The sequence below is a fragment of the Microbacterium terrisoli genome, from assembly GCF_030866805.1.
GTDB lineage: Bacteria > Actinomycetota > Actinomycetes > Actinomycetales > Microbacteriaceae > Microbacterium > Microbacterium terrisoli.
The window spans coordinates 1-25,272 of the sequence record NZ_CP133019.1 but is presented as its reverse complement, the minus strand read 5'-3'; the positions used below and the strand labels follow the sequence as shown (position 1 = coordinate 25,272).

General features: G+C 66.9%; 25 protein-coding genes and 3 tRNA genes. 11 read left to right on the top strand and 17 right to left on the bottom strand.

Translation table 11 applies throughout. The features are described 5' to 3' along the window. The first annotated feature begins 33 nt into the window (after positions 1-33). The gene (gene pknB, locus QU603_RS00140) at positions 34-1,797 is read left to right on the top strand and encodes a Stk1 family PASTA domain-containing Ser/Thr kinase (protein ID WP_308492473.1); all 1,764 of its coding nucleotides are present in this window, start codon (positions 34-36) and stop codon (positions 1,795-1,797) included. Here pknB and QU603_RS00135 read toward each other — a convergent pair. From QU603_RS00135 to QU603_RS00125, 3 genes are read right to left on the bottom strand one after another with little or no spacing between them, the layout of a single operon-like run. Then, complete coding sequence (locus QU603_RS00135; RefSeq protein ID WP_308492472.1) at positions 1,788-2,417, bottom strand: anthranilate synthase component II; 630 nt, start codon at positions 2,415-2,417, stop codon at positions 1,788-1,790. The two genes, pknB and QU603_RS00135, sit on opposite strands and share 10 nt — an antisense overlap. After that, positions 2,414-2,569 carry a hypothetical protein gene (locus QU603_RS00130; protein WP_308492471.1) on the bottom strand — a complete coding sequence of 52 codons (156 nt, stop codon included), beginning with the start codon at positions 2,567-2,569 and terminating at the stop codon, positions 2,414-2,416. Before QU603_RS00130 ends, QU603_RS00135 begins: the two co-directional genes overlap by 4 nt. Further along, positions 2,569-3,315, bottom strand: a complete 747-nt coding sequence (locus QU603_RS00125; RefSeq protein ID WP_308492470.1) for a class E sortase — start codon at positions 3,313-3,315, stop codon at positions 2,569-2,571. Before QU603_RS00125 ends, QU603_RS00130 begins: the two co-directional genes overlap by 1 nt. Positions 3,316-3,464: 149 nt before the next feature. Here QU603_RS00125 and QU603_RS00120 point away from each other — a divergent pair, with 149 nt between their 5' ends. Further along, positions 3,465-3,701, top strand: coding sequence for a cell division protein CrgA (locus QU603_RS00120; RefSeq protein ID WP_308492469.1), 237 nt, complete (start codon positions 3,465-3,467; stop codon positions 3,699-3,701). Positions 3,702-3,911: 210 nt separating this feature from the next. Here QU603_RS00120 and QU603_RS00115 read toward each other — a convergent pair whose 3' ends face one another. Together QU603_RS00115 and QU603_RS00110 are read right to left on the bottom strand one after the other, a co-directional pair. Next, positions 3,912-4,814: a rhomboid family intramembrane serine protease gene (locus tag QU603_RS00115; RefSeq protein WP_308492468.1), complete on the bottom strand. Its 903-nt coding sequence runs from the start codon at positions 4,812-4,814 to the stop codon at positions 3,912-3,914. Between the two features lie 71 nt (positions 4,815-4,885). Beyond that, positions 4,886-5,443 (bottom strand): peptidylprolyl isomerase, encoded by a 558-nt coding sequence (locus QU603_RS00110; protein ID WP_308492467.1) that lies wholly within the window; start codon positions 5,441-5,443, stop codon positions 4,886-4,888. 111 nt (positions 5,444-5,554) lie between these two features. Here QU603_RS00110 and QU603_RS00105 point away from each other — a divergent pair, with 111 nt between their 5' ends. Continuing rightward, positions 5,555-6,142 (top strand): DNA helicase, encoded by a 588-nt coding sequence (locus QU603_RS00105; protein WP_308492466.1) that lies wholly within the window; start codon positions 5,555-5,557, stop codon positions 6,140-6,142. A 74-nt stretch (positions 6,143-6,216) separates the two neighbouring features. Beyond that, positions 6,217-6,669, top strand: a complete 453-nt coding sequence (locus QU603_RS00100) for an aminoacyl-tRNA deacylase (RefSeq protein WP_308493902.1) — start codon at positions 6,217-6,219, stop codon at positions 6,667-6,669. 25 nt (positions 6,670-6,694) lie between these two features. Here QU603_RS00100 and QU603_RS00095 read toward each other — a convergent pair whose 3' ends face one another. Next, positions 6,695-7,120, bottom strand: a complete 426-nt coding sequence (locus tag QU603_RS00095) for an NUDIX hydrolase (RefSeq protein WP_308492465.1) — start codon at positions 7,118-7,120, stop codon at positions 6,695-6,697. 161 nt (positions 7,121-7,281) lie between these two features. Between QU603_RS00095 and QU603_RS00090 the strand changes: the two genes are divergently transcribed. From QU603_RS00090 to QU603_RS00070, 5 genes are all read left to right on the top strand, one after another. Then, a complete protein-coding gene (locus tag QU603_RS00090) occupies positions 7,282-7,899 on the top strand; it encodes a hypothetical protein (protein ID WP_308492464.1) in 618 nt (205 codons plus the stop codon). Continuing rightward, the gene (locus QU603_RS00085) at positions 7,896-8,096 is read left to right on the top strand and encodes a DUF6186 family protein (RefSeq protein WP_308492463.1); all 201 of its coding nucleotides are present in this window, start codon (positions 7,896-7,898) and stop codon (positions 8,094-8,096) included. Before QU603_RS00090 ends, QU603_RS00085 begins: the two co-directional genes overlap by 4 nt. A gap of 43 nt (positions 8,097-8,139) precedes the next feature. Then, positions 8,140-9,249: a M24 family metallopeptidase gene (locus QU603_RS00080; protein WP_308492462.1), complete on the top strand. Its 1,110-nt coding sequence runs from the start codon at positions 8,140-8,142 to the stop codon at positions 9,247-9,249. Positions 9,250-9,265: 16 nt separating this feature from the next. Then, positions 9,266-9,886: an LOG family protein gene (locus QU603_RS00075; RefSeq protein ID WP_308492461.1), complete on the top strand. Its 621-nt coding sequence runs from the start codon at positions 9,266-9,268 to the stop codon at positions 9,884-9,886. A 245-nt stretch (positions 9,887-10,131) separates the two neighbouring features. After that, positions 10,132-10,752, top strand: coding sequence for a DJ-1/PfpI family protein (locus QU603_RS00070; RefSeq protein ID WP_308492460.1), 621 nt, complete (start codon positions 10,132-10,134; stop codon positions 10,750-10,752). Between the two features lie 31 nt (positions 10,753-10,783). On the opposite strand, the gene QU603_RS00065 is transcribed toward QU603_RS00070, so the two are convergent. Then, a tRNA-Ala gene (locus tag QU603_RS00065) sits at positions 10,784-10,886 on the bottom strand. A 53-nt stretch (positions 10,887-10,939) separates the two neighbouring features. Next, positions 10,940-12,043, bottom strand: coding sequence for an ATP-binding protein (locus QU603_RS00060; RefSeq protein ID WP_308492459.1), 1,104 nt, complete (start codon positions 12,041-12,043; stop codon positions 10,940-10,942). Between the two features lie 1,162 nt (positions 12,044-13,205). Here QU603_RS00060 and QU603_RS00055 point away from each other — a divergent pair. Next, entirely contained in the window at positions 13,206-13,706 is a 501-nt protein-coding gene (locus tag QU603_RS00055) for a LysM peptidoglycan-binding domain-containing protein (protein ID WP_308492458.1), read from the top strand. Between the two features lie 596 nt (positions 13,707-14,302). Here the strand turns inward: QU603_RS00055 and QU603_RS00050 are convergent. Both QU603_RS00050 and QU603_RS00045 read right to left on the bottom strand, forming a co-directional pair. Continuing rightward, positions 14,303-14,375: transfer RNA gene (locus tag QU603_RS00050), tRNA-Ala, on the bottom strand. A 9-nt stretch (positions 14,376-14,384) separates the two neighbouring features. Beyond that, positions 14,385-14,461 (bottom strand) — tRNA-Ile (locus QU603_RS00045). Between the two features lie 113 nt (positions 14,462-14,574). Between QU603_RS00045 and QU603_RS00040 the strand changes: the two genes are divergently transcribed. Further along, entirely contained in the window at positions 14,575-15,297 is a 723-nt protein-coding gene (locus QU603_RS00040; protein ID WP_308492457.1) for a VIT1/CCC1 transporter family protein, read from the top strand. 16 nt (positions 15,298-15,313) lie between these two features. Here the strand turns inward: QU603_RS00040 and QU603_RS00035 are convergent, their stop codons facing one another. The 7 genes from QU603_RS00035 to dnaA all read right to left on the bottom strand — a co-directional run bounded on the left by QU603_RS00035 (position 15,314) and on the right by dnaA (position 25,272). After that, positions 15,314-15,718 (bottom strand): DUF3566 domain-containing protein, encoded by a 405-nt coding sequence (locus tag QU603_RS00035; protein ID WP_308492456.1) that lies wholly within the window; start codon positions 15,716-15,718, stop codon positions 15,314-15,316. Then, entirely contained in the window at positions 15,715-18,294 is a 2,580-nt protein-coding gene (gyrA, locus tag QU603_RS00030) for a DNA gyrase subunit A (protein ID WP_308492455.1), read from the bottom strand. Before gyrA ends, QU603_RS00035 begins: the two co-directional genes overlap by 4 nt. Before the next feature lie 83 nt (positions 18,295-18,377). Further along, a complete protein-coding gene (gene gyrB / locus QU603_RS00025) occupies positions 18,378-20,426 on the bottom strand; it encodes a DNA topoisomerase (ATP-hydrolyzing) subunit B (protein ID WP_308492454.1) in 2,049 nt (682 codons plus the stop codon). 119 nt (positions 20,427-20,545) lie between these two features. Beyond that, entirely contained in the window at positions 20,546-21,037 is a 492-nt protein-coding gene (locus tag QU603_RS00020; RefSeq protein ID WP_308492453.1) for a DciA family protein, read from the bottom strand. Continuing rightward, on the bottom strand, positions 21,027-22,190 hold the full coding sequence (recF, locus tag QU603_RS00015; RefSeq protein ID WP_308492452.1) for a DNA replication/repair protein RecF: 1,164 nt from the start codon (positions 22,188-22,190) through the stop codon (positions 21,027-21,029). Before recF ends, QU603_RS00020 begins: the two co-directional genes overlap by 11 nt. Before the next feature lie 136 nt (positions 22,191-22,326). Then, the gene (gene dnaN / locus QU603_RS00010) at positions 22,327-23,469 is read right to left on the bottom strand and encodes a DNA polymerase III subunit beta (protein WP_308492451.1); all 1,143 of its coding nucleotides are present in this window, start codon (positions 23,467-23,469) and stop codon (positions 22,327-22,329) included. 390 nt (positions 23,470-23,859) lie between these two features. Further along, the gene (gene dnaA, locus QU603_RS00005; RefSeq protein ID WP_308492450.1) at positions 23,860-25,272 is read right to left on the bottom strand and encodes a chromosomal replication initiator protein DnaA; all 1,413 of its coding nucleotides are present in this window, start codon (positions 25,270-25,272) and stop codon (positions 23,860-23,862) included.

Genomic DNA, 25,272 nt, shown 5'->3' with positions numbered 1-25,272 from the left:
TAGGCTGTCATCTGTCCACCCCAGGGGAGAGAAGTGTCTGCCGAGTCCCGCGTGCTGTCCGGGCGCTATCGCGTCGATGAGCCCATCGGGCACGGCGGCATGGCCTCGGTGTTCCGCGGGTACGACCTGACGCTGGGCCGTCCGGTCGCGATCAAGATCCTCAACCGAGAGCTGGCCGCCGACGGAGCATTCCGCACCCGGTTCCGGCTCGAGGCGCAATCGGCCTCGCGCATGTCGAGCCCCGCGATCGTCCGGGTGTACGACGCCGGCGAAGACAGTGAGACCGACGCCGCCGGCCGCGTGCAGCCCCTTCCCTACATCGTGATGGAACTGGTCACCGGCCACCTGCTCAAAGACATCATCGCCGCAGGCCCGGTGCCGATCCCCGACGCAGTCCGCTACGTCGACGGCATCCTCGAGGCACTCGAGTACTCCCACCGCGCCGGTGTCGTGCACCGCGACATCAAGCCCGGCAACGTCATGGTCACCGAGGCCGGCCAGGTCAAGGTGATGGACTTCGGCATCGCCCGCGCCGTGAGCGATTCATCCTCGACGGTCGCCGAGACCACGACGATCCTGGGCACCGCGGCGTACTTCTCACCCGAACAGGCCAAGGGCGAGGTGGTGGATGCCCGTGCCGATCTGTACTCGGCCGGGGTCGTGCTGTACGAGCTGCTGACCGGTCGGCAGCCGTTCCGCGGCGAGTCGCCGGTCGCCGTCGCATATCAGCACGTCAGCGAAGCACCGATGCCGCCGTCCGAGGTGGTCGAGACCGTGCCGCGCGCGCTGGACGCGGTCGTGCTGCGTGCACTGGCGAAAGATCCCTATCAGCGGTATTCGGATGCCGCAGCCTTCCGCGAGGCGCTGGACGCGGTGGTCGACGGCAAGGCGCCCACGCGGCACGACGTCGACACCCTGTCGAACGCGCTGTACGGGCCCGATCCGCGGCAGGCCGCGCAGACGGCCCGGTCACTGCGGCAGCTGAGCACAGACACGACGATGAAGCGCACCCAGGCCGGGCCGCCGGCAGCGTGGATCTGGGCCGGGGTGGCAGTGCTGGCCGTGCTGCTGATCTCGGTGCTGATCTGGGTGCTCACGATGCGCCCGGGCTCGATCGTGCCCGACAACTCCCGTATCGTGCCCACCCTCACCGGGCAGACCTTCGAGGCCGCGCAGAAAGTCCTCAACGACACCGACCTCTATGCCAAGCGCATCGACCAATCCGATCCGACGATCGCCGAAGGCCAGGTCATCAAGACGGATCCGGCCGCCGGGGTCTCGGTCGAGCGCGATTCGCAGGTCACCGTGTACGTGTCGACCGGACCCGACCTCACCGCTGTGCCGACGCTGGTCGGCCTCACCCGCGCGCAGGCCGAGAGCGCTCTGACCGACGCCGAGCTCACCCTCGGGCGCGTCGACAGCAAGGACGATCCGGATGCCCCCGCCGACAAGGTGCTCTCCACAGACCCCGCGGGGGGCCAGAAGATCGCCAAGGGCACCGCGGTGAACCTCGTCGTGGCCACTGGCACCGTCACCGTGCCGAACTTCATCCAACCCGGCTACACGCTCGATCAGGCCCAGCAGGAGCTCACGGCGCTCGGACTGACGCCCCAGGTCGCCGAGGATGCCACCTGCACGGCCACCGACCCGGCGACCGTGCACTCGCAATCAGCGGGTCCCGGCGAAGTGCCGATCCGCTCCGATGTCACGCTGGTGACGTGCACCGGCTCCGCCGATGGGGCCACACCTCCCCCCGCCGACGGTGGCGGCAGCGGTGGCGGCAGCGGTCAGGACTGACCGCTGGGCTCTCCCAGAATCTCATCTGACGCAGTGACCGAGCTGCCCACCGAGCGCAGCCAGTTCGCCAGCAGCCGGTGACCATGCTCGGTCAGCACGCTCTCCGGATGGAACTGCACGCCGACGATCGGCGCCGAGCGGTGCCGCAGCCCCATCACCACTCCGGTGTCGGCCCGAGCGGTCACGACGAGATCTTCGGGCACAGCGGTCACCGCGAGCGAGTGATACCTGCCGGCGGCGAAGGGCTGCGGCATCCCGTCGAACAGTCCGGTGCCGTCGTGGGTGACCATCGAGACCATTCCGTGCATGAGCTCGGGCGCGGTCGACACGACCCCGCCGAACGCCTCGGCGATCGCCTGGTGCCCCAGGCAGACGCCGAGCAGCGGCATCCCGAGCCTGTGCGCTGCACGCACGACGGGAATGGATGCCCCGGCGTGCGCGGGGGTTCCCGGCCCGGGTGAGATCAGCACGGCGTCCACGCCCGAGAAGGCTGCACCGGCGTCGGACGGGTCGATCTGATCGGCCTCGATGAAGGCGGTGCGCGCGCCGAGCTCGCCGAGGTAGTCGACGAGGATGTGCACGAAGCTGTCGTGGTTGTCCACGACCAGGACGCGAGTCACTGGATGGTCACTTCCTGCGGATCGACGATCGTGCTCACCCACGGGAAGACCCAGAAGAACAGCCCGTACAGCACGACGGCGACGGCGGCCAGCAGGATGACCACGCGCACCCACCACGGTCCGGGAAGCACGCGCCACAGTGCGGCATACATCACGTGCCCCCTGTCAGTGCCGCCGGGCGGCCGTCGGCGGCCGGAGTGAACGACTCGAACACACTGTAGGCGACGATCCGCTCGGACTTGTACCACATGGGGCTGCAGCTGGTCATGGTCAGGTATCGTCCGTCGGCCTTCACGCCGACCTGCTGCGGCACCGGCAGCAGCACGTCGAGCGCATCGGGTTTGACGTACTCGAGGTTGCGGAACCGGTACGTGTACCAGCCCTGCTCGGTCTCGATCACGATGGGATCGCCGATGCGCAGCTTCGCGATCTGGTTGAACGGCTTGCCGAAGGTGGTGCGGTGCGCGGCGAGGGCCACGTTGCCGACCGCTCCCGGCATCGGGCTGCCCGGGTAGTGGCCGATGCCGATCGGGTCGAGAGTGCGCGCACGCGACACCCCGCCGGCCATCGGCACCGCGTAGTCCGCCCCGAAGCGGGGAACGAACATCACACCGAACACCTTCCCGTCGTGCGGCTGCGGCATCGACGGGGCAGCGGCCGTGCCGCCGGGCGTCGATGTGACAGTGCCGGGGCTGGGCGAAGCGCCGGGGGTGGATGCCGGAGCCTGCTCGCGCTCGTGCGCCCACTGTGCGCTCAGGCTGTGGCCGGCGGCGTTCTTCTGGGCGGCGCCGATCCAGTCGCCGATCCACAGCTGCCAGGCGACGAACAGCAGGATCAGCACGCCGGCGGTGACCAGGATCTCGCCCAGGACGCCGACCACGCCGGGGCGACGCCTCACGCGTGCCTTCCGACCGGCCCCGGACCCATCCGTCACACGGTGATTCTAGCGAGCGAGCGTGTGCACGCCCCTTGTGGACGGAGCATCCGAGTGGCCCAGTCCAGGTCCGGGGTTTCTGTCCCTGGCGTCGTGCCCCGTAGACTAGGGATATGGCACGATCTGGCAAGGACGACGAGCTCGTCGAGCACGGCGAAGGCAGTGCCGCGCCCAACGCCGCATGGTTCAAACCGATCATGGTCGGACTCATGCTGCTCGGTCTGATCTGGGTGCTGGTCTTCTACCTCAGCGGAATGCAGTGGCCCATCCCCGGCATCGGCCCGTGGAACCTCGCGATCGGCTTCGGCATCGCGTTCGTCGGCTTCTTGATGACCACGCGCTGGCGCTGACGCAGGGTCGAATCACACCGGTGTGATTCATCCCCACCTGGGGATGAACCTGTGGATAACTCTCCCGCACCCCGCGGCATCCCCCGCCGCCGTCCGGTCCACGCATCCCCCTCGTCGCCCAATCCACAGGGATTCGGCGAGTCCACACGCGGTGGGCCATTGATTCGCCGAGTCCCTATGGATTCGCGGGTCGGCTGATCGCGACGCGGGTCAGCCGGTGATCATCGCCGGGACGAACATCAGCACGGTCAGCACCGCGCCGAGGCCGATCAGCAGGCCGATCTGAAGGTTGCGCTGGCGCACCGCGCGCGTGCGTGCGTAGATGAAACCTACGGCCGCACCGGCGATCAGGCCCCCGAGGTGGGCCTGCCATGAGATCTGGATCGCCGCCATCGAGCCCGACAGCAGACCCATCACGAACGGGAATGCGAAGTTGATCCCGATGATGATCGCGATGCTCGTGATGTTCGCGCCGATGTGCCGGCCGATCACCAGCAGTGCGCCGAACAGGCCGAAGATCGCACCCGATGCGCCGATCACCGACGTGAACGGTGCCAGCAGGGTGACGGCCACCGATCCGCCGAGCCCCGCCAGCAGGTACAGCACGACGAAGCGGGTGTGTCCCAGCAGCGGCTCGAGCACGCGCCCGATCATCCACAGCGCGAGCATGTTCAACCCGATGTGCAGCCAGCTCGCATGCACGAGCAGCGTCGTCAGCGCCCGCCACGGTTCGACCACGCCGAGCGCGGGTTCGAGGTAGGCGCTGTTGAACAGCAGCAGTGCAGTGACCGGCGTGCCCAGCAGCAGCTGCAACAGATACACGCCGGCGGTGATCCCGATGATCCAGTACGTCGCCACCGCACGGCCGCCGATGGGCGCGACCGCGGCACCGCCGGAGCGCCGGCCCCAGCGCCGTTCTGCCTTGCGCTGGGTCGGCGAGGCGGCCCGTTGCTGGTCGCGCAGGCACTCGGGGCAGATGACCCCCACCGGCGCCTGGATCTGGCATTCCGGACAGATGGTGCGCAGGCACCGCTGGCAGAGCACGAAGCTCTGGCGGTCGGGATGCCGGTAGCAGAAGTTGTCGCGATTGCGACCGATGTCGGCGTTGGTCATGAGGCGGGCGCCGCGCTCAGCATTCTGTAGGTCTCAGGGCTTTCTGTAGGGTTCAGGGCTTTGCGCCGGTCTCAGGACGCGACGACGTCGATCGACGAGATGACGACCGGTTCGACCGGACGGTCCTGAGCACCGGTGGGCACGGCGCTGATCGCGTCGACGACCGCCCGGGACGCGTCATCCGCGACCTCGCCGAAGATCGTGTGCTTGCCGTTGAGCCACGGCGTGGGGTCGGTCGTGATGAAGAACTGCGACCCGTTCGTGCCCTCGGCGGCGCCCGTGATCGCATTGCGGCGCAGGCCCGCGTTGGCCATGGCCAGCAGGTAGGGCGCGCCGAAGGTCAGCTCGGGGTGGATCTCGTCGTTGAACGTGTAGCCGGGGCCTCCGATGCCCTGACCGAGCGGGTCGCCGCCCTGGATCATGAAGCCGGGGATGATGCGGTGGAAGATGATGTCCTTGTACAGCGGTCCCTCACCCGGCTTGCCGGTGCCCGGGTCGGTCCAGCTGCCCGTGCCGTCGGCCAGGCCGACGAAGTTCTGCACGGTGCGGGGCGCGTGGTCTCCGAAGAGGTTGACGACGATGTCGCCGTGGTTGGTGTGAAGTGTGGCGACAGCGGTTGCTTCTGGCATGGGTACATTCTTTCAGAGTTATCCTTTGAAGTTCTGCACAGGCCCCTTCCGCTTGCCGGTAGGTCTGGCAAGATGAAAAGGCACACTACCCATCGACAGGGAGGGCACGCCGTGGGTCTCAGCCGCAAGCGCAAGAAAGAACTCCGCACGTTGCAGGATCAGGCCACCAAGGTCTGGGAATCGCAGCAAGTGCTGGTCGGTGAGGCTGCCGCCGTCGCCCGCGAGGCCGGCCGGCAGCTCGGCAACTACAACCGCGAGCACGTCGCGCCCACGGTGCAGGCGCATTACCAGAAGTACGCCGCGCCATACGTCGACAAGGGCATGAAGCAGGCTCAGCGCGTGTTCAACGACACGCTGGTGCCGGCCGCCGGCACCGTCGTGGGCTCGGCGCTGTCGGTGTGGGATGCCGCAGCCGACACGCGTGCGAAGCTGGCCGCCGGTCGCGGGGTGCCCGTCGACCTGAACGCACTGGCCAAGAGCTCGAAGAAGAACAGCAAGAAGGCCACCCGCGCGTTCGCCGCTCAGCTGGCGGCGGCCAAGCCCGCGCCGCAGAAGTCCGGCATGAGCGCTGGCGGGGTCATCGCGATCCTGTTCGGTGTCGCCGCCGCCGTCGGTGTGCTGTACGCCGCATGGCAGACGCTGCGCGCCGACGACGAGCTGTGGGTTGCCGACGACCCACTGCGCGCCCCCGAGGCGTGACCGACCCACAGGTCCCTGAGCGGGCGCAGCCAGGCGAAGGGCCGGGCGGTGAGACCGCCGGCCCGACCGCGCGCGTGCGGGCCGCGGCATCCGCCCGCAACCTCGCCATCGAGCTGCGTGAGCGTCCGGTCGCGAACAGCCTCGCCGAGGCGGCGGCGGTGCAGGGGCTGACGCCGGCTGACATCGTGAAGACCCTGGTGGTCAAGCGTCACGACGATTCGTACCTGTTCGCGCTCATTCCGGGTGACCGGGCGATCTCGTGGCCCAAGCTGCGAGCGGTGGTCGGCGTCAACAGGCTACGGCTTCCCGAGCCCGAGCTGGCGCTGGCAGCGACCGGATACGAACGCGGCACGATCACCCCGCTCGGGTCCACCCACGACTGGCCCGTCTTCGCCGACGCGCAGATCGTCGGCAAGCGCGTCTCGATGGGTGCCGGCGCACACGGCTACAGCCTGTTCGTCGAAGCCGACGACCTCATCGCCGCCTACGACGCAACCGTCGCCGACATCTCGCAGCCCCTGCCCTGACCGCGCTTCCCCTACTGCTTCGGCCTCAGTACGAGATGCCGCCCATCTTCAGGGCGATGTCGACGAGCTTCACCCGCTGCAGCGACCTGACGCCCGACAGGTCGAACCAGCTCGCGCGATCGGTCGACCCGTTCACCTCGTTGCGCAGCTTGCCGCCCACGACGTTCGCACGATAGACGATGCGCAGCGTGTGCAGCGGCTCGGTCGCCCCGTCGGTGACCCGCCGTCCGGCCGGAATCACACGCGAATGGATGCCGAGCAGCTCGCCGATCTTGGCCCTGTAGCCCGTTTCTTCGCGGATCTCCCGACGGACCGCATCCACCGGGTCCTCGCCGTCTTCGAGGCCGCCGCCCGGCATCGTCCAGGCGGGGCGCCGTCCCTGGATCCAGTGCGAGAGCAGAATGCGGTCCTCATCGACGATGACCGCATAGGCGGCGACGCGCAGGTCCACAGCTCAACTTTAACGTCGGGACGATCTGACACCCGGGTATGGCGGGCAGGTGTCGTGCGCGGATCCCGAGGGTGACCGGATGACTAAAGTTCTGGGTGAGGAACTGTGCCATGGACCCGCAGAGCAGACGTCGACGCACCAGAGCGCGGGTCATCCCTGCCGTGCCTACGGCAGCTGTGAACGAGAGCCCGAGCGAGGCAGGTGCCGCACGCACCGTCAGGCTGCGGTGGCCGACCGCCTGCTGGATCTTCATCCTCGCCGCGATCGGTGTCGTCCAGGTGGTGCGTCTGCAGTGGTTCGATGCGGCCGTGTTCGTCGTGGCGGCGCTGGGGGTCGTGCTGGCGGCGCGCAACCCCGGGCGACGTGACCGTGCGCACCGTCTCACGCTTCCCACCCTGGCCGGCGCCGTCGCGATCTTCGGGGCGGTGCTCTGCTTCGCGCCCCGCCACGCCGCCGCCACCCAGGTGGTGATGGTTGCCGCGGGCATCGCCGCCGCGGGGCTCGCGTGGACCGGCGTCGGGATCGCTCAGCCGGACGGGCAGACGAGCGCAGGTGTCGGCATCCGGCACCTGGCGTGGTGGTGGGCGGCGATTCTCGTCGCCGGGTGCGTGTGGGAGCTGATCCAGTTCATCCTGGGGCTCGTGCAGCCCAGCGCGACGTGGTTCTCGCTGAGCGACCTGATGAACCCGGCCATCGCGACGGCCCCCGGCAAGATCGTGTTCGTCGCGCTCTGGCTCAGCGGCGGCACCTGGCTGATGCGCCGCGGAGGCGCGCGATGATCGTCATCAGTGCCGGGGCGTTCCTGGCGTGCGCCGCGGCCCTCGCGGTCGCCGGCTGGCTGGTCGGGCGGCGCTATGCCGAGGCATCCGTCACCGCGATGTTCGACCGATTGATGTCAGAGCGCGCGATCCGGCTCGCGGTGATCGTGGTGTGGTGGTGGCTGGGCTGGCACTTCTTGGCCGGCAAGACCCTCTGAGCGTCGGCTGGCGCCGGCGCGGACGGCGCAATAGCGTGAGGGCGTGACCTTCTCTTCCGATGTCTATGCGGCTCGCCTTGACCGCGCACACCACCTGACCGTCGAAGCGGGCATCGACGCCCTCATCGTGGGCCCCGGTCCCGACCTCGCCTACCTCACCGGGGTCGAAGGCGACACGATCGAGCGACTGACCGCGCTCGTGATCGGTCATGACGCTCGCCCGCGTGTGATCGTCCCGCGGATGGAGCTCGCCAAGGTGCGCGACACCGCCGTCGGGGCGCTCGATCTCGAGATCGACGACTGGGTCGACGGCGAAGACCCGTATGACCTGATCGCCCGCGCGGTCTCAGCGGCCGTCACCCGCGTCGCCGTGTCGGACGCGCTGCCCGCACTGCACATGGTCCCGATCCAGAACCGCCTGGACGTGCGGCTCGAGCTGGCCACACCGGTGCTGCGCGAGGGCCGCATGGTCAAGGATGCCGCCGAGATCGCCGAACTGCGACGCGCGGGCGCAGCGATCGACGCCGTGCACCGCCGCGTGCCGGGGTGGCTGCGAGCGGGACGCACCGAGCGCGAAGTGGCCGCCGACATCGCCGCGGCCATCGTCGAAGAGGGTCACCGCACCGTGGAGTTCGTCATCGTCGGGTCGGGCCCGAATGGCGCCGACCCGCACCACGAGGTATCGGACCGCATCATCGTGGACGGCGACATCGTCGTGGTCGACATCGGCGGCGCGGTGCCCGCGGGCTACAACTCCGACAGCACCCGCACGTACGCGGTCGGCACGCCCGATGCTGAGGCCGCGCGGCGCATCGACGTGCTGGTGCGCGCCCAGCAGGCGGCCGTCGACGCTGTGCGTCCGGGCGTGACGGCGGAACAGGTGGATGCCGCGGCCCGCACTGCGCTTGCGGCCGAAGGCCTGGCCGACGCGTTCATCCACCGCACCGGGCACGGCATCGGCCTGTCCGTGCACGAAGAGCCCTACATCGCGCCCGGCAATGCTCTCGTACTGCGCGAAGGCATGGCGTTCAGCATCGAACCCGGCATCTACTTCCCCGGCCAGTGGGGCGCGCGCATCGAAGACATCGTCATCGTCACCGCCGACGGCTGCGAGCGGCTGAACATCTCGCCGCACGGTCTGACCCGGGTGTGATTCGTAGACTGCACGAGTGAACATCTGTGTGTTTCTCTCGGCCGCCGAACTCGATGCCCGCTACACGGATGCCGCCCGAGAGCTCGGGCGGCTGATCGCCGCGGGAGGGCACACCCTGGTGTGGGGCGCGAGCGAGGTCGGGCTGATGAAGGTCCTGGCCGACGCGGTCGACGCGGCCGGCGGGCGGATGATCGGCATCTCGGTCGACTTTCTGGCCTCCCAGGCCCGCACGCTGCACGCGCCCGACGAGATGGAGATCGCCGCGAACCTCGCCGAGCGCAAGGCGGCGATGCTCGGCCGCAGCGATGCGGTCGTCATCATGGTCGGCGGCACCGGCACCCTCGACGAGGCGACCGAAGTGCTCGAGCTGCGCAAGCACTCTCTGTACACAGGTCCGGTCGTGGTGTTGAACACCGACGGCTTCTACGACGGGCTGCAGGCACAGTTCACCCGCATGGATGCCGAGGGCTTCTTGCCGGTCCCCCTGGCGCAGCTGTGCAGCTTCGTCGACCAGCCCGCGCAGGTGCTGGCGACCATCGAGCTCAGCGCCGCCGCGAGCAGCGCCGTCTCGAACAGCGCCGCCGCGAGCATCTCGGACGGCACGAGCCGGAACAGCGATCCGACGCCGAGTGACTGACCGATCCCGACGGCTGCAAGCCCGGTGTGAACGCTGCCGGCACAGACGGCGACCGAGCAGGTGCTCGAAGCGGTCGCCCGTGCGCTGCGCCGGAACCGTGACGAGCGCGCGCACCCGCTCGCGCCGGCTTGAGGGGTTTGGTGTGGTGGGGGTCAGGCAGGCGGTTGGAGGTTGGATGGGGTTGTCTGCCTCGCGGTGACCGTGGCGGCCCTGCTTTTAGATCGCTCTGCGGGAGAATCAGAACCATGAGCGAGGAGCCACGTCGTATCTCCGTTGTGCTGTTCGACGGGTTCGAGTTGCTGGACGTGTTCGGTCCGGTGGAGCTGTTCAGCCTTGTCGGCGACCGCATGGCGGTCGAGTTCATCGGGCCAGAGCCGGGACCGGTCGTCAGCAGCCAGGGAGTTCAGGTGGTTGCGACCGACAGCTACGAGGTTGCCACGGCCCCCGACATCCTACTCGTGCCCGGAGGCCAAGGCACCCGTCGACTCGTGAGCGACCAGGCGTTCTTGTCCTGGCTGAGAGCCTGGGCGGAGCCGGCTTCGCTTGTGACCTCGGTATGCACGGGATCCGCGGTCCTCGCCGCCGCCGGGTTGCTCGACGGCTACAGAGCGACCTCGAACAAGGCCGCCTTCGACTGGGTACGCCGCCGAAACGACAAGGTCGAGTGGGTCGCCCACGCACGATGGGTGCAGGACCGCGACCGATGGACCTCATCGGGTATCGCGGCTGGCATGGACATGGCCGCCGCACTGCTCACACACCTGTTCGGCAGCGCCGTTACGCATGAGGTCACTACGCGTGCCGAGGTCGAGATACACGAAGACCCGGCGTGGGATCCGTTCGCCGAGATTCACGGACTCGCTTGACAAATCGAGGTTTCGAATGACCTGCGTGGAGTGGAGCCTAGGGGATTCGAACCCCTGACCCCCTGCTTGCAAAGCGCATCGCAGAGGCGCTGGACGTCGAGGCGGGAGAGCTGCTCGAGGGGGTCAGCTCAGCGATGTTCGCACAGGAACGGGAGCGCTGAGCAGGCGCTGTCGCCCGAAGGCAATATCACGTTTGACGGAGGTGCTCGCGCAGGCCGGGCAGCGCGAAGTCGATGCGGCCTCGTCCGGCCGGCTGGATGAGGCCGGCATCGATGAGCCGGGCACGGTAATTACCTACGGTGTTCTTCTGGTCGCCGAGCCGCCGGCCGATGTCTGCTGTCGTCGAGGCTGTGTCGTCCACTGACATGGCGCGTAGGAAGTCGAGATCCTTGGGCGACACCGTAGACAACGCAGCGTCGATGACGACACGGGTATTGCGGCGGTGAGCGGTGGTCAGGGCGAGATCGACGTCCTCGGCCGTGAGCGGGCCTTCGGTGGCTTCAGCCAGCTGCCAGAGGTGGTAGCCGACCAGCTGGATCAGGAACGGGTAGCCGCCAGTTGACACCGCGGCGGTCCGCACGAGCGCGGGGTCCAGCCGATGTCTGAGGGCTGCGAATGTCTCCGCGTACGAGGCCTCGACCTCGTCGACGGCTGCGGAGTGCAGGTCGATACGGTCAGCACGTCGCAAGAAGGTCGCCACGCCTTCATTGAGCAGGTCGGACACGGCGGCGGGAAGTCCTGCGAAGACGAGGGCGATCGGCAATCCGCCACGGATGAAGTGCTGCACTGAGGCTGCGAGTTGGGCCAGCTCGTCCCGATCGGCACCGTGGATCTCATCCAGCGTGATCACCAGGCCCGTCGCCTGTGCATCCAGCAGGCGCAGGAGCTGTTCGCCCACCTGGCGCCAGCCAGCCTGCTGCTGCGGAGGCAACGCAGTGGTGCTGGAGAACCCGGCGGCGCTGAGCCCGGTAACCCTTCGACCGGCAGGGCCGTCTCCGAGTTCCTCGGCGATGGTGCGCATGGACTCGCCGATCCTGCCCAGGAATCCTCGCGTAGCGGTCTCTGACACCACGGCCCAGCCTCGAGTACGTGCGGCGTCCTCCGCCTCGCCCAGCATGACCGTCTTGCCGATACCCCTGGCGCCAGTGAAGATGGTGAGCAGCCCAGGAGCGCCGGAGCGGATCCGCAGTCCATAGATGAACTCGTCCAGGAGCCCCGCGCGGCCGATCAGCTGCGGCGGCTCGGCGCCGGCCGTGGGGCGAAAGGGATTTTGCCCCTGCTCAGCTGCCATCTGATCCTCCTGTGAACTCTTGTGTACTTAGTGTACTTGGTGTACTTGTGTGTTCGGGTGCAGCGGGAAGAAGAGATGACCGTCGACCACCTGGCTGCGGCCGGACCGGAGCGACTGACCCCTCCACGCATAGATGGTGCGGCCGTGTTGCCGCCAATCACACGCGAAGACGCCACTCGCCGACATCGGTACGCCGAGATGTGCGTCTCCTATGTCGGTGGCGGTCTATACGGTTCACCCGATGGGGAGCAGCCTGTAAACATCGAACAGTTATACGAATCAGACGACGCAGACGAGGATCACCGACGACCGAGTCTGTATCCGGGGGTGCACGAAGAAGGGGGAGCACTGGGCAGCATGCCCCGACTATGGACGAGAAGATGGCCACTGCCACGGGTGCGTGGAGGTCACGGCGCGAGACGGTGCGCTTCGCAGACTCGACAAGAGGTTCGGAGGCAGCCTGTCAGCAGCGGCAACTGCCGGCGAATCGATCTTCACTGACGACGCGTATTGAACCCTAGCGAAGGTTTTCGTATCGTCCGATCGTCCGACCGCGGCTGAGGCCGTGGAGATCGGGTCGGGCTTTGCGGACGCGCTGGAACTGGGGCGGGCCTGTAGCTCGATCCTGGGAAAAAGTGCGAGGCCCCGGACGTCCATCGACGCCGGGGCCTCCTGCGCCAAGATGGGGTGATGACCACCGCAGTGCACCCTCGGCAGGCTGTGTATCTCGGGCATGCTGCAGGGGCACTCTGCGTGAACATCGTGCTCGCGGGGGTTCTGGTCGCCATCTTGGCGCTTCTGCCCAACGTCGATCAGGCGGGAGGACCGGTGGCGTCTACACGTTCCTCGGCAGCTTCCGCCCCCTCGGGTTCGCTTTCGCGCTGACATCGCCGATTTTCAGCCCGCTTCTCGGTGCGGTCCTCACACTCCTGCTGATGGAACGCCCCCTCTGGGCACGATCCCTCGCCGTACTCGGCGTCATGGGTGGTTCGTTCCTCCTGTCGATGGTGGGGCTGGCGTCCCAGTAGCAGTGTGTGTGCAGTCGGCCAAACTCCACGCGGTCGGAATGGCGAGGTTCTGCTTGTTGAGGCATACGGTGTGAAGAACAGCGCGAAAGCGCACAAGCTGGCCGCCCGGATCACCGCAGACGCAGGGAGCTGACATGCGCACCTTCACGAAGATCACCACCCTGCTCGCGGGCGTCGCACTCGCCAGCGCGCTCGCGGGGTGCACCGCGACTGCCGAGCCCGCGAGTGACGGAACACCAGCGGCCACCAAGGACGCCCCCGTCGCATCAGCGCCAGCGCCTACCGCCGTCGAGTCAGCGCCCAGCGCCGCCACATGCGCGGACTCGCCTACGGCCCGCATCAACATGCCGACGTACGCGTACAACACCCGGCCGGTGTCAGCACCCGAGCTCGTGGGTGTGGTGACCGATACAGGCGCACTCACCCACGCCTCTGGCAAGCCGACGCGCGACGGCGGGCAGATCGTCTCATACATCGTGCAGCCCGGCGACGCTCTCGATGCCATTGCCGCCCGTTTCTGCATGGACCTGAATTCTTTCAGCGCGTTCAACCACGCAACCGGGCGCACGCTGCAGCCCGGAGAGATTTTGGAGCTGCGCCCGGATCCGGCGAAGCCGTGGGCGTGGGATAACTAGCGCGACACGCAAACCGCCGGCATGAAAGGCCCACCCTTCGGGGTGGGCCTTTTGCGTGGGCGCGGCAGCTCAACCACCTCGACCCGTAAGCAGCTGCTGACTCGACAAGAAAAGAAGAAGAAGAAGGAGAGTTAGACATGACTCAGATCAACGGGCTTAGCGCCGGTCAGGCGCAGGGCACGACCAATCACGTGGGCCACCCAGCGGCAGTTCGGCGCTGGCACCGTGCAGGCACGACTCACCGACGTCACCCTCACGGCCCAGACGATTGGCGACCCGTACAACCAGAATGTCCCCTACGAGACCGCAGTGCTCCATTCGCCAGTCGCAGTGCTGGCTTATCCAGGAACCGAACCCTCCAAGCTCTATGACGTCCAGGGATTCAACGGGCAGCCTGCAGTTTTCGCGACAATGGGGCTGGACCTCTACGGTTACGAGAGGGTCTCAGGCGCCGAGGAACGGGGCGGCGATCCTCGATCTGCTCGGAGCCGCAACGACCCGGGCTGGCGACCGTCGCGGGTGACGTCCCACAGAGTGGTGGAGAAACGAAAGAGGCCGTCTTTCTCTCGTAAAACAGCCTCTGACTTGGTGTCTTGTGGAGCCTAGGGGATTCGAACCCCTGACCCCCTGCTTGCAAAGCAGGTGCTCTACCAACTGAGCTAAGGCCCCGCGAGGTGATGGTGGGGGTACCAGGACTTGAACCTGGGACCTCTTCATTATCAGTGAAGCGCTCTAACCGCCTGAGCTATACCCCCGCTGGTGACACGCACTGTCAACCTCCAAGAGATTACCCGAATCGCCGCGATTTTCCGAATCGGTGAGGGTTCGCTTCCTTGCCGTGATGGCGTCCTCTTGCTTCACTGTGATGATGAGCGAGGATGTCACCGCCCACCCGGGCGAAGAGCACTCCGACAGGATCGGCCAACGCCTCAACTGGCTGCGCGCCGGGGTGCTCGGAGCCAACGACGGCATCGTGTCAGTGGCGGCCGTGGTCGTCGGCGTCGCGGCGGCGACCGCCGACATCGGGCCGATCTTCACGGCGGGCGCCGCCGCCCTCGTCGGTGGTGCGGTCTCGATGGCACTCGGCGAGTATGTGTCGGTCAGCAGCCAACGCGATACCGAGCGCGCGCTGATCGCCAAAGAGACGCAAGAGCTCATCGACATGCCTGACGAAGAGCTCGAAGAGCTGACGCAGATGTACGAGGAGCGCGGGCTCTCACGCGAGACGGCGAGCAGGGTCGCCGAAGAACTCACCGCCCATGATGCGCTGAAGGCGCACCTCGAAGTCGAGTTGCACATCGATCAGGATGACCTGGTCAACCCCTGGCACGCGGCGCTGTCGTCGGCGATCGCGTTCACGATCGGTGCGATCCTGCCGATGCTGGCGATCCTGCTCGTGCCGGCGCCTGCCCGCATCGTCGTGACATTCGCGGCGGTGCTGGTCGCCCTGGCGATCACCGGCACGATCGCGGCGCGGCTGGGCGGCGCACCGAGAGGACGCTCGATCGCCCGTCTGGTGATCGGCGGCGCACTGGCGCTGGCCGCCACATTCCTGATCGGCATGCTGTTGGGCACCACCGGCATCGCCTGACCGGCCGGACGGCACGTCAGTTCGAGGTGAAGCCGATCAGCAGGCCGCCGGTGACCTTCACGGCCAGGTTGTAGAGGCCGGCGACAACGGCGCCGAGCACGGTGCCGACCACCAGGTTCAAGATCGCGATGATCGCGGCCACGCCCATCACCTGTGGCAGGCCGATGATCGACGACAAGGCCTGACCTCCACCGGAGATGCTCTTGAACAGGTCGTCGGCCTTGCCGATCAGCCCGGTGGCCGAGATCACCATGTAGACGAGGAAGAACGACACCAGCGTCACGACGGCCAATGCGATGGCCGCCAGGAAAGAGAGCTTGACGGCCGACCAGAAGTCCACGTAGACCAAGCGCAGCCGCACCTGCTTGGCGCTGGTCTTGTGCGTCGATTTCTTGGCGAGCTTGTCGGCTACCGTGCTCATGCGTCAGTGCTCTCTTCGTGGTTCGATGAAGTCTCGGACTCTACCACCGCTGGTTCTGCGGTATCGGTGGCGGAGGCATCCGCTTCGTCTTCATCGACCACGGCCCGCTCGGAGTTGCGCGCGATGGCGATGATCCGGTCGTCGTCGTCGGGACGGGCGAACACGACACCCATGGTGTCTCGACCCTTGGCAGGTACCTCGGCCACGGCAGAGCGTACCACCTTGCCGCTGGCAAGAACCACCAAGATCTCGTCGTCCTCGGCGGCGATCAGACCGCCGGCCAGGCCCCCTCGATCGTCGTTGAGCTTGGCGACCTTGATGCCCAGTCCGCCACGCCCCTGCACGCGGTACTCCCCCACTGCGGTGCGTTTGGCGTAACCGCCTTCGGTGACCACGAACACGTAGCCGTCGGAGCTTGCCACCGACGCCGAAAGCAGACTGTCGCCCTCGCGGAACGACATGCCCTTCACACCCTCGGTCGAGCGACCCATCGGACGCAGTGCCTCATCGGTCGCCGCGAACCGCAGCGACATGCCGTGGTGGCTGATCAGCAAGATCTCGTCATCCTGATCGACCAGCAGAGCACTGACCAGCTCGTCGCCCTCGCGCAGGCGGATCGCGATGATGCCGCCCTGGCGGTTGGTGTCGTAGTCGCTCAGCCGGCTCTTCTTGACCAGGCCGCCGCGCGTGGCCAGCACGAGGTAGGAAGCGTCGTTGTAATGCCGCACGTCGAGGATCTGCGTGATCTCCTCTTCGGGCTGCAGCGCCAGCAGGTTCGCGACGTGCTGTCCCTTCGCGTCGCGACCGGCCTCGGGCACTTCATAGGCCTTGGCCCGGTACACGCGCCCCTTGTCGGTGAAGAAGAGCAGCCAGTGGTGCGTGGTGGTCACGAAGAAGTGCTCCACGACATCGTCGGCGCGCAGCTGCGCGCCCTTCACACCCTTGCCGCCGCGGTGCTGCGAGCGGTAGTTGTCGCTGCGGGTGCGCTTGATGTAGCCGTCGCGGGTGACGGTGACCACCATCTCCTCTTCGGGGATGAGGTCTTCGACCGACATGTCGCCGTCGTACCCGGGAAGGATGTGCGTGCGCCGTTCGTCGCCGAACTTGTCCACGATCTGCGTGAGCTCGTCGCGGATGATGATCCGCTGCCGCTCGGGCGAGCCGAGGATGTCGTTGAAGTCGGCGATCTGCACCTCGAGATCGGCGGCCTCGTCGATGATCTTCTGTCGCTCCAGTGCCGCCAGGCGCCGCAGCTGCATTGCCAGAATCGCGTCGGCCTGATCGTCATCGACCTCCAGCAGGGACTTCAGTCCCTCACGGGCCTCATCGACCGTGGGCGAGCGGCGGATCAGCGCGATGACCTCGTCGAGGGCATCGAGCGCCTTCAGGTAGCCGCGCAGAATGTGCATGCGCTCTTCGGCCTTGCGCAGACGGAAGCGCGTGCGGCGCACGATGACGTCGACCTGGTGGGTGACCCAGTGCGAGATGAACCCGTCCAGCGGCAGGGTGCGCGGCACCCCGTCGACGATCGCGAGCATGTTCGCGCCGAAGTTCTCCTGCAGCTGAGTGTGCTTGTACAGGTTGTTCAGCACGACCTTGGCCACGGCATCCCGCCGCAGCACGATCACCAGACGCTGGCCGGTGCGGTCACTGGACTCGTCACGGATGTCGGCGATGCCCGAGATGCGCCCATCGCGCGCGAGGTCGCGGATCTTCACGGCGACGTTGTCCGGGTTCACCTGATAGGGCAGCTCGGTGACCACGAGGCACGTGCGGCCCTGGATCTCTTCGACCTCGACGACTGCGCGCATCGTGATCGATCCGCGCCCGGTGCGATAGGCATCGTGGATGCCGCGGACCCCGAGGATCTGCGCCGAGGTCGGGAAGTCCGGGCCGGGGATGCGCTGCATCAGCGCGGCCAGCAGCTCTTCACGAGTGGCCTCGGGATGCTCCAGTGCCCACAGCGCACCGTCGGCCACCTCGCGCAGGTTGTGGGGCGGGATGTTGGTGGCCATCCCGACCGCGATGCCCACCGATCCGTTCACCAGCAGGTTCGGGAACCGGGAGGGAAGGACGACCGGCTCTTGCGTCTGACCGTCGTAGTTGTCCTGGAAGTCGACGGTCTCTTCTTCGATGTCGCGCACCATCTCCAGCGCGAGCGGAGCCATCTTCGTCTCGGTGTACCGCGGGGCGGCGGCGCCCTGGTTGCCCGGTGAGCCGAAGTTGCCCTGGCCGAGGGCGAGCGGGTACCGCAGCGACCACGGCTGCACGAGCCGGACGAGGGTGTCGTAGATCGCCGAGTCGCCGTGCGGGTGGTACTGCCCCATGACCTCGCCGACCACGCGCGCACACTTCGAGAACGACTTGTCGGGACGGTAGCCGCCGTCGTACATCGCGTAGATCACGCGGCGGTGCACGGGCTTGAGGCCGTCGCGCACGTCCGGCAGGGCGCGCCCGACGATGACACTCATCGCATAGTCGAGATAGCTGCGCTGCATCTCGACCTGCAGGTCGACCTGGTCGATCTTGCCGTGGTTGTGCGCGGGTGCTTCGGTGGGGCGTTCGTCGTCAGCCATGTGTGAATCTTTCTTCGCGTCGTTTCGTGTCGCTCCGCTCGCCGCACGACCGGGTTCAGGACGGGGTCGTCAGACGAAACGCACTAGATGTCGAGGAAGCGCACGTCCTTGGCGTTGCGCTGGATGAAGCTGCGGCGGGACTCGACATCCTCACCCATCAGCACGGAGAAGATCTCGTCGGCTGCGGCAGCGTCATCGATGGTCACCTGACGCAGCGTGCGCGTCTCGGGGTTCATCGTGGTCTCCCACAGCTCCTTGGGGTTCATCTCGCCAAGACCCTTGTAGCGCTGGATGCCGTTCTCTTTCGGGATGCGCTTGTTCTGCGCGATGCCGTCTGCCAGCAGCGCGTCGCGCTCGGCGTCGGAGTAGACGTACTCGTGCGGCGAGTTCGTCCATTTCAATCGGTACAGCGGAGGCATGGCGAGGTAGACGAAGCCGGCCTCGATGAGCCCGCGCATGTAGCGGAACAGCAGCGTCAGCAGCAGCGTGGTGATGTGCTGGCCGTCCACATCGGCATCGGCCATCAGCACGATCTTGTGATAACGCGCCTTGTCCAGCGTGAAATCCTCTCCGATGCCGGTGCCGAACGCCTGGATCATCGCCTGGATCTCGTTGTTGGACAGTGCCTTGTCCAGCCGCGCGCGCTCGACGTTGAGGATCTTGCCGCGCAGCGCCAGGATCGCCTGCGTGTGCGGGTCGCGGCCCTGCACGGCAGAGCCGCCGGCCGAATCGCCCTCCACGAGGAAGATCTCGCTGATCGACGGGTCCTTGCTCGTGCAGTCCTTCAGCTTGTCGGGCATGGATGCCGACTCGAAGATGCTCTTGCGACGCGCGGTCTCGCGCGCCTTGCGCGCGGCCATGCGCGCCGAGGCGGCGTCGATGGACTTGCGGATGATGTTCTTGGCCGCCGTCGGGTTGCGGTCGAACCAGTCGCCGAGTCGGTCGCCCACGACCTTCTGCACGAACGCCTTCGCCGAGGTGTTGCCGAGCTTGGTCTTGGTCTGGCCCTCGAACTGCGGTTCGGACAGCTTGACCGAGATGACCGCCGTCAGACCCTCGCGCACGTCGTCGCCCGAGAGGTTGTCGTCCTTGTCTTTGAGCAGATTGTTGGCCCGCGCATAGCGGTTCACAAGCGCCGTCAGCGCGGCGCGGAACCCTTCTTCGTGCGTGCCGCCCTCATGCGTGTTGATGGTGTTGGCGAACGTGAACACATTCTCGGTGTAGGTCGTCGTCCACTGCATGGCGACCTCGAGCGAGATCTTGCGCTCGAGGTCTTCGGATTCGAAGTCGATGATCTCCTCGTTGACGCGCTCGGCCTTGCGCACCCGGTTCAGGTACTCGACGTAGTCGACGAGGCCGCGCTCGTACAGGAACGTGTCATGACGCTGCTCGAGCACTTCTTCGCCGTCGACGTCCTGGACGGTGATGGCCTTCTCGCGCTCGTCCATCAGCGAGATGGTCAGCCCCTTGTTGAGGAAGGCCATCTGCTGGAACCGCACGCGCAGCGTGTCGTAGTCGAACTCGACGGTGTCGAAGATCGTCGCATCCGGCCAGAACGTGATCGTGGTGCCGGTCTCGTCGCTCTTCTCCTGCTTTTCCAGCGGGCCCTGCGGGGTGCCGCCGTCGGTGAACGTCTGCCGCCAGACGTATCCCTTGCGCTTGACTTCGACCTCGAACCGGCTCGAGAGGGCGTTGACCACGGACGACCCCACTCCGTGCAGACCGCCCGAGACCGCGTAGCCGCTGCCGCCGAACTTTCCGCCGGCGTGCAGCACCGTCAGCACGACCTCGACGGTCGACTTCGTCGGGTCGGACTTGTGCGGGTCGACCGGGATGCCGCGGCCGTTGTCGACGCAGCGGATGCCGCCGTCCGCGAGGATCGTGACCTCGATCATGTCGCAGTACCCGGCGAGGGCCTCGTCGACCGAGTTGTCGACGATCTCCTGCACGAGGTGGTGCAGGCCGCGTTCGCCCGTGGACCCGATGTACATGCCCGGGCGCTTGCGTACAGCCTCAAGGCCCTCGAGCACCTGGATTGCGTCGGCACCGTAGTCGGTCTGTGCGGGTGCGGGCGTGGACGGGATGTTCTCGTTCGCCTGCGCGGACTCGTTCTCCGGTGTATCTGACGTCATAGGGGTCCCGCGCTCCGATCATCGAGGTGACCTGATCATCCTATCAAGAAGAGTCCCTCCACAGCGGATATACGCCCCTCTGCCGGTGGAAAACCGATCCGGATGATCCCGGAGTCCGGTTATCCGTAGGTATCGCGCGGACCGCGCCCTGGAACGGCTCTGGGGCCCCATTTCCACGAGGGGACGTCCGGACCGAGGAAACGGATCGTCTCGACGCCCGCGTCGGGGTAGCGCCGAAGGATCTCGGTGAGAATCTGCGCGCGCATGAATTTCAGCTGTTTGGCCCACGCGGTCGAGTCGCACTGGACGGTCAGCATCCCCTCGGCCAAGCCCACCGGTCGCGTGTGCCGAGCGGTCTCGACTCCGGCCACCTCATCCCACTGCCGCACGAGATCGGCGCGGTCCAGATTCGAGGACCACCCCGCCTCGCGGGTGAGTGCGTTGAGCACATCACCCACACCCTTTGGATCGCGACCGCCGGTGAACGGCTGGTGCTCGTCGTCGGGATCGCGCCGGCGCCGGCGGCGCTTGGCCCGGGGCGACGGCTCGAGCCCCCGCAGGCGCAGATACGTCGCCAGCGTCTCGGGTACGGCATCCTGCTCATCGGTCATCGGCGTGCTCCGCGTCGATGATCGTTCCCGCCTCGACCCGGACGACGTGCGCGCGCAGCGCGTCGGGGACGTCCGCTTCGACGGCCGAGGTCACGATGACCTGCTCGAAGCCCGCCGTCAGTGCAGCCAGACGCTCGCGCCGGTCGGCGTCGAGCTCGGCGAAGACGTCGTCGAGGATCAGCACGGGATCGCCCAGCTGCGACTCGGCGCGCAGCAGCGCAGCCGACGCCAGTCTCAGCGAGAGCGCGACCGACCACGATTCGCCGTGCGATGCATATCCCTTGACCGGCAGCCCTCGAACCCGCAGCACCAGATCGTCTCGATGCGGCCCGACCAGGGTCAGACCGCGGTCGAGCTCTGCCCCACGCTTGGCGGCCAGCGCCGCGCGGAACAGGTCCACGGTGTCACCGGATGCCGCGGCATCCGCGTCGTCGGCACCGTCTTCGGGGTCGGCCCCGCGCACCGACAGCGCCCAGTCCAGCTGCGGGTCATGGTTCTCACCGGCGATCTGCTGATAGGCGTCGGCCATCGGAGGGGCAAGCTCGGCGGTGAGCGCCGCGCGCGCATCAATCACCTGCGCGCCCAGTGAGACCAGCTTCTCGTCCCAGACGTCCAGGGTCGACAGCTGGTCGCCGCGGATGCCGCGCGCCCTGGCGGATTTCAGCAGAGCATTGCGCTGGCGCAGCACGCGGTCGTAGTCGCTGAGGACGGCGGCCATACGCGGTGTGCGCTGGATGAGCAGCTGGTCGGCGAACCGCCGCCGCGCTGACGGATCGCCGCGCACGATCTGCAGGTCTTCGGGAGCGAACAGCACGACCTGGGCGTAGCGCGGCAGCTCGGTGGGCTTGATCGCGGCACCATTGACCCGCGCCTTGTTCGAGCCCTGCTTGTTGATCCGCACCTCGAGCTGCACTCGGCGCTCGCCATGGGCGAGCCGCGCGCGCACTATCGCGGCATCTGCACCCTCGCGGACCATCGGGGCATCGCTTGACACACGGTGCGAACCCAGGGTCGCGAGATATGCGATGGCTTCGGCGAGGTTGGTCTTGCCCTGGCCGTTGCGCCCGATGAACACGTTGGCGCCGGCATCGAGCGCGACATCGGCGGCCGCGTAATTGCGGAAATCCACCAGGCTGAGCTGCTCGACGATCACCGCACCCACCCTACCCACCGGCCCGCGTGGCTCGTCGAAATCATATGCACTCGACGACGACACATCGAACCGACGCAAAATTCATGTGTGCCCGTCAAGATCACATGATTTCGACGAGCAGGGACGGGCGGCGGCGTCAGCGCAGCAGCAGGTTCGGCTGCAGCAGGTAGCGGAAGCTCTCTTCTCCGCCCTTGTCGACCGAGGTCTGCGGGGTGATCAGCACCGGGCTGAGCTTGTTCTGGTTCTCGCTCGAGGTGAAAGTGATGCGCGTGAACTCACTGCGCACGGCGGCCAGGGCCTCCAGAAGGTACTGCGGATTCAGGCCCAGCGTCACATCCTCGCCGACGAGAGTCGCATCGACGGCTTCGTTGGCTCGCGCCTGCTCGGTGCCCGAGGCATCCATCGTCACGCCTTCGGGCGTGAATGTGAATCGCAGCGGCGCCGACCGATCGAGCACGAGCGCGACGCGGCGCACGGCTTCGGCGAGATCGGCGGTGTTCACGACCGCGTGGTGCTCGGTCTGCTCAGGGAACAGCCGGCGCACGGGCGGGAAGTTGCCCTTGATCAGCAGCGAAGTGACGGTCTTGTTGCCCGAGGTGAACGCGATGATCTCGCGGTCGCCGGATCCCGAGAACGCGATCGAGATGTTGCCGCCGTGGGAGAACGTCTTGCCGACCTCGGTCAGCGTGCGCGCCGGAACCAGGGCCGCCGTCTCTTCGGCGGATGCGCCGCCGTCCCACGGGATGTCGCGCAGCGCCACCCGGTAACGGTCGGTGGCGACCAGGCTCAGCTGCGTGCCGGACACTTCAAGCTGCACGCCGGTGAGCACGGGAGTCACGTCGTCACGAGAGGCGGCGAAGGCCACCTGTGCGATGGCGGTCGCGAAGTCTTCGGCCGGCACGAGACCCGACTCACCGCTGACCTCGGGGATCGCGGGATATTCCTGCACGGGCATGGAGGCGAGGGTGAACCGCGCCGATCCACAGGTCAGCAGGATGCCGTCGTCTTCGACTTCGACCTGGATCGGTGCGTTCGGCAGGCGACTGGCGATGTCGGAGAGAAGTCTGCCGTGTACGAGGATCGTCCCTGGCTCGTCCACGCTCGCCTCGATCGTGGTGCGCGCCGAGGCTTCGTAGTCGAACGCCGACAGCGACAGTCCGTGATCACCGGCTTCGATCAGCACCCCGGCCAGGATCGGCTGCGGATTGCGCTGTGGCAAGAGCTTCACTACGAACGAGACGGCCTCGGCGAACACATCGCGGCCAACGTGGAACTTCACTTGCGCTCCCTTTTCACGGGCGTGGGTTTTCTCATGCTAGTGCCCTCGGCGACGGATTCCGATGGGCTCTCTGGAAAGGGCGACGCCCGGGCCGAACTCGGCGAGGTGATCGGATCGCCTTCTTCATCGTTAACTTCTTGTCATGGTGTTAACAGCTGTGGGAACTGTGGATAACTCGGTGGATGACTTACGGGAGTAAGGAACTACAACCGTGTGAGATGTGGATTTCCTGCGGAATCACGCGTGTGCAGCAGATCCAGGCCGCCGGCGGGCGTCTCGAGTTATCCACAGACGCTGCGGATTCGCTCACATCGAATGACAGCTTCCGGAGGGTTTTCCACAAGTTATCCACATTGTGGAATCGAGTCAGGGATGCCGCGCGCCAGTGCGTCAGCGGCCGTTGCGGCCGAGCTGCGCGGTGATGTCGGTGACGTGGTTGTAGATCGAGCGGCGCTCTTTCATGAGGTCGCTGATCTTCTTGTACGCGTACATCACCGTCGTGTGATCGCGGCCGCCGAACAGCTGACCGATCTTGGGCAGTGACAGGCTCGTGCGCTCGCGGCACAGGTACATGGCGATCTGCCGGGCCTGTGCGACGGCCTGCGAGCGGCTCGAGCCGTAGAGATCGTCGACCGAGAGCTTGAAGTATGACGCGGTGGCGGTGATGATGTCGGTCGGCGAGATCACGTTCGCGTCGTCCTGGTCGACGATGTCGCGCAGCACCGTCTGTGCCAACGACATGTCCAGCGTGGAACGGTTCAGGCTCGCAAAGGCCGACACCCGGATCAGCGCCCCCTCGAGCTCGCGGATGTTCGATGAGACGACCGTGGCGATGTACTCGAGCACCTCGTCGGGAATCTGCAGTCGCTCGCTCTGCGCCTTCTTGCGCAGGATCGCGATGCGGGTCTCGAGGTCGGGGGCCTGCACGTCCGTGATCAGACCCCACTCGAACCGACTGCGCATGCGGTCTTCGAATCCGGTGAGGTGCTTGGGCGGCACGTCGCTGGTGATCACGACCTGCTTGTCGTGGTCGTGCAGCGTATTGAAGGTGTGGAAGAAGGCTTCCTGCGTCTCGGCGCGTCCCTGCAAGAACTGGATGTCGTCGATGAGCAGGATGTCGACGTCACGGTATCGGGCCTGGAATGCTGAGCCGCGGTTGTTGGCGATCGAGTTGATGAAGTCGTTCGTGAACTCTTCGCTGGAGACATAGCGCACGCGGATGCCGGCATACATGCTCTGTGCGTAGTCGCCGATCGCGTGCAGAAGGTGCGTCTTGCCCAGACCCGAGTCGCCGTAGATGAACAGCGGGTTGTAGGCCTTGGCCGGCGCCTCCGCCACAGCCACCGCTGCCGCGTGGGCGAAGCGGTTGGACTGGCCGATGACGAAATTATCGAAGCTGTACTTGGGGTTCAGACGCGTGTCGCGCCGCTCGGGCTGAGGGATCGACTCGGGCCGTTCGACGGTGGGCGGGTCGATCACCGGGGCCGACGCGCCCTGCGCCTGGCTCTGCATCGGGGATGCCAGGTGCGCATCGGTGACTTCAGGGTTGACCACGACGCGGAACGAGGATGCTTCGTCGCCGGCGTGCTCGAGCGCTTCCATGATCGGGGCGCGCATGCGCTTGTTGATCTGGGCTGCGGTCAGATCGTTGGGGACGTCGATGTAGAGGATCCCGCCCATCACGCCCTGTGCGACGGCGAGGTTCAGAAATCCCCACATCTGAGGGGTGACTCTGTCGTCGGCTTCGAGCAGGTGGAGGACGGTGCCCCACACCGGCACGTCGGGATCGTCCTGCGACGTCAT

Coding starts and splice junctions, on each gene's coding strand:
- QU603_RS00055 (WP_308492458.1), top strand. CDS start 13,206: ATGCGCACCTTCACGAAGATCACCACCCTGCTCGCGGGCGTCGCACTC.
- gyrA (WP_308492455.1), bottom strand. CDS start 18,294: ATGGCTGACGACGAACGCCCCACCGAAGCACCCGCGCACAACCACGGC.
- QU603_RS00070 (WP_308492460.1), top strand. CDS start 10,132: ATGAGCGAGGAGCCACGTCGTATCTCCGTTGTGCTGTTCGACGGGTTC.
- QU603_RS00115 (WP_308492468.1), bottom strand. CDS start 4,814: ATGACCAACGCCGACATCGGTCGCAATCGCGACAACTTCTGCTACCGG.
- dnaA (WP_308492450.1), bottom strand. CDS start 25,272: ATGACGTCGCAGGACGATCCCGACGTGCCGGTGTGGGGCACCGTCCTC.
- QU603_RS00035 (WP_308492456.1), bottom strand. CDS start 15,718: ATGAGCACGGTAGCCGACAAGCTCGCCAAGAAATCGACGCACAAGACC.
- QU603_RS00040 (WP_308492457.1), top strand. CDS start 14,575: ATGAGCGAGGATGTCACCGCCCACCCGGGCGAAGAGCACTCCGACAGG.
- QU603_RS00060 (WP_308492459.1), bottom strand. CDS start 12,043: ATGGCAGCTGAGCAGGGGCAAAATCCCTTTCGCCCCACGGCCGGCGCC.
- QU603_RS00020 (WP_308492453.1), bottom strand. CDS start 21,037: ATGACCGATGAGCAGGATGCCGTACCCGAGACGCTGGCGACGTATCTG.
- QU603_RS00085 (WP_308492463.1), top strand. CDS start 7,896: ATGATCGTCATCAGTGCCGGGGCGTTCCTGGCGTGCGCCGCGGCCCTC.
- gyrB (WP_308492454.1), bottom strand. CDS start 20,426: ATGACGTCAGATACACCGGAGAACGAGTCCGCGCAGGCGAACGAGAAC.
- QU603_RS00120 (WP_308492469.1), top strand. CDS start 3,465: ATGGCACGATCTGGCAAGGACGACGAGCTCGTCGAGCACGGCGAAGGC.
- QU603_RS00130 (WP_308492471.1), bottom strand. CDS start 2,569: ATGTATGCCGCACTGTGGCGCGTGCTTCCCGGACCGTGGTGGGTGCGC.
- QU603_RS00110 (WP_308492467.1), bottom strand. CDS start 5,443: ATGCCAGAAGCAACCGCTGTCGCCACACTTCACACCAACCACGGCGAC.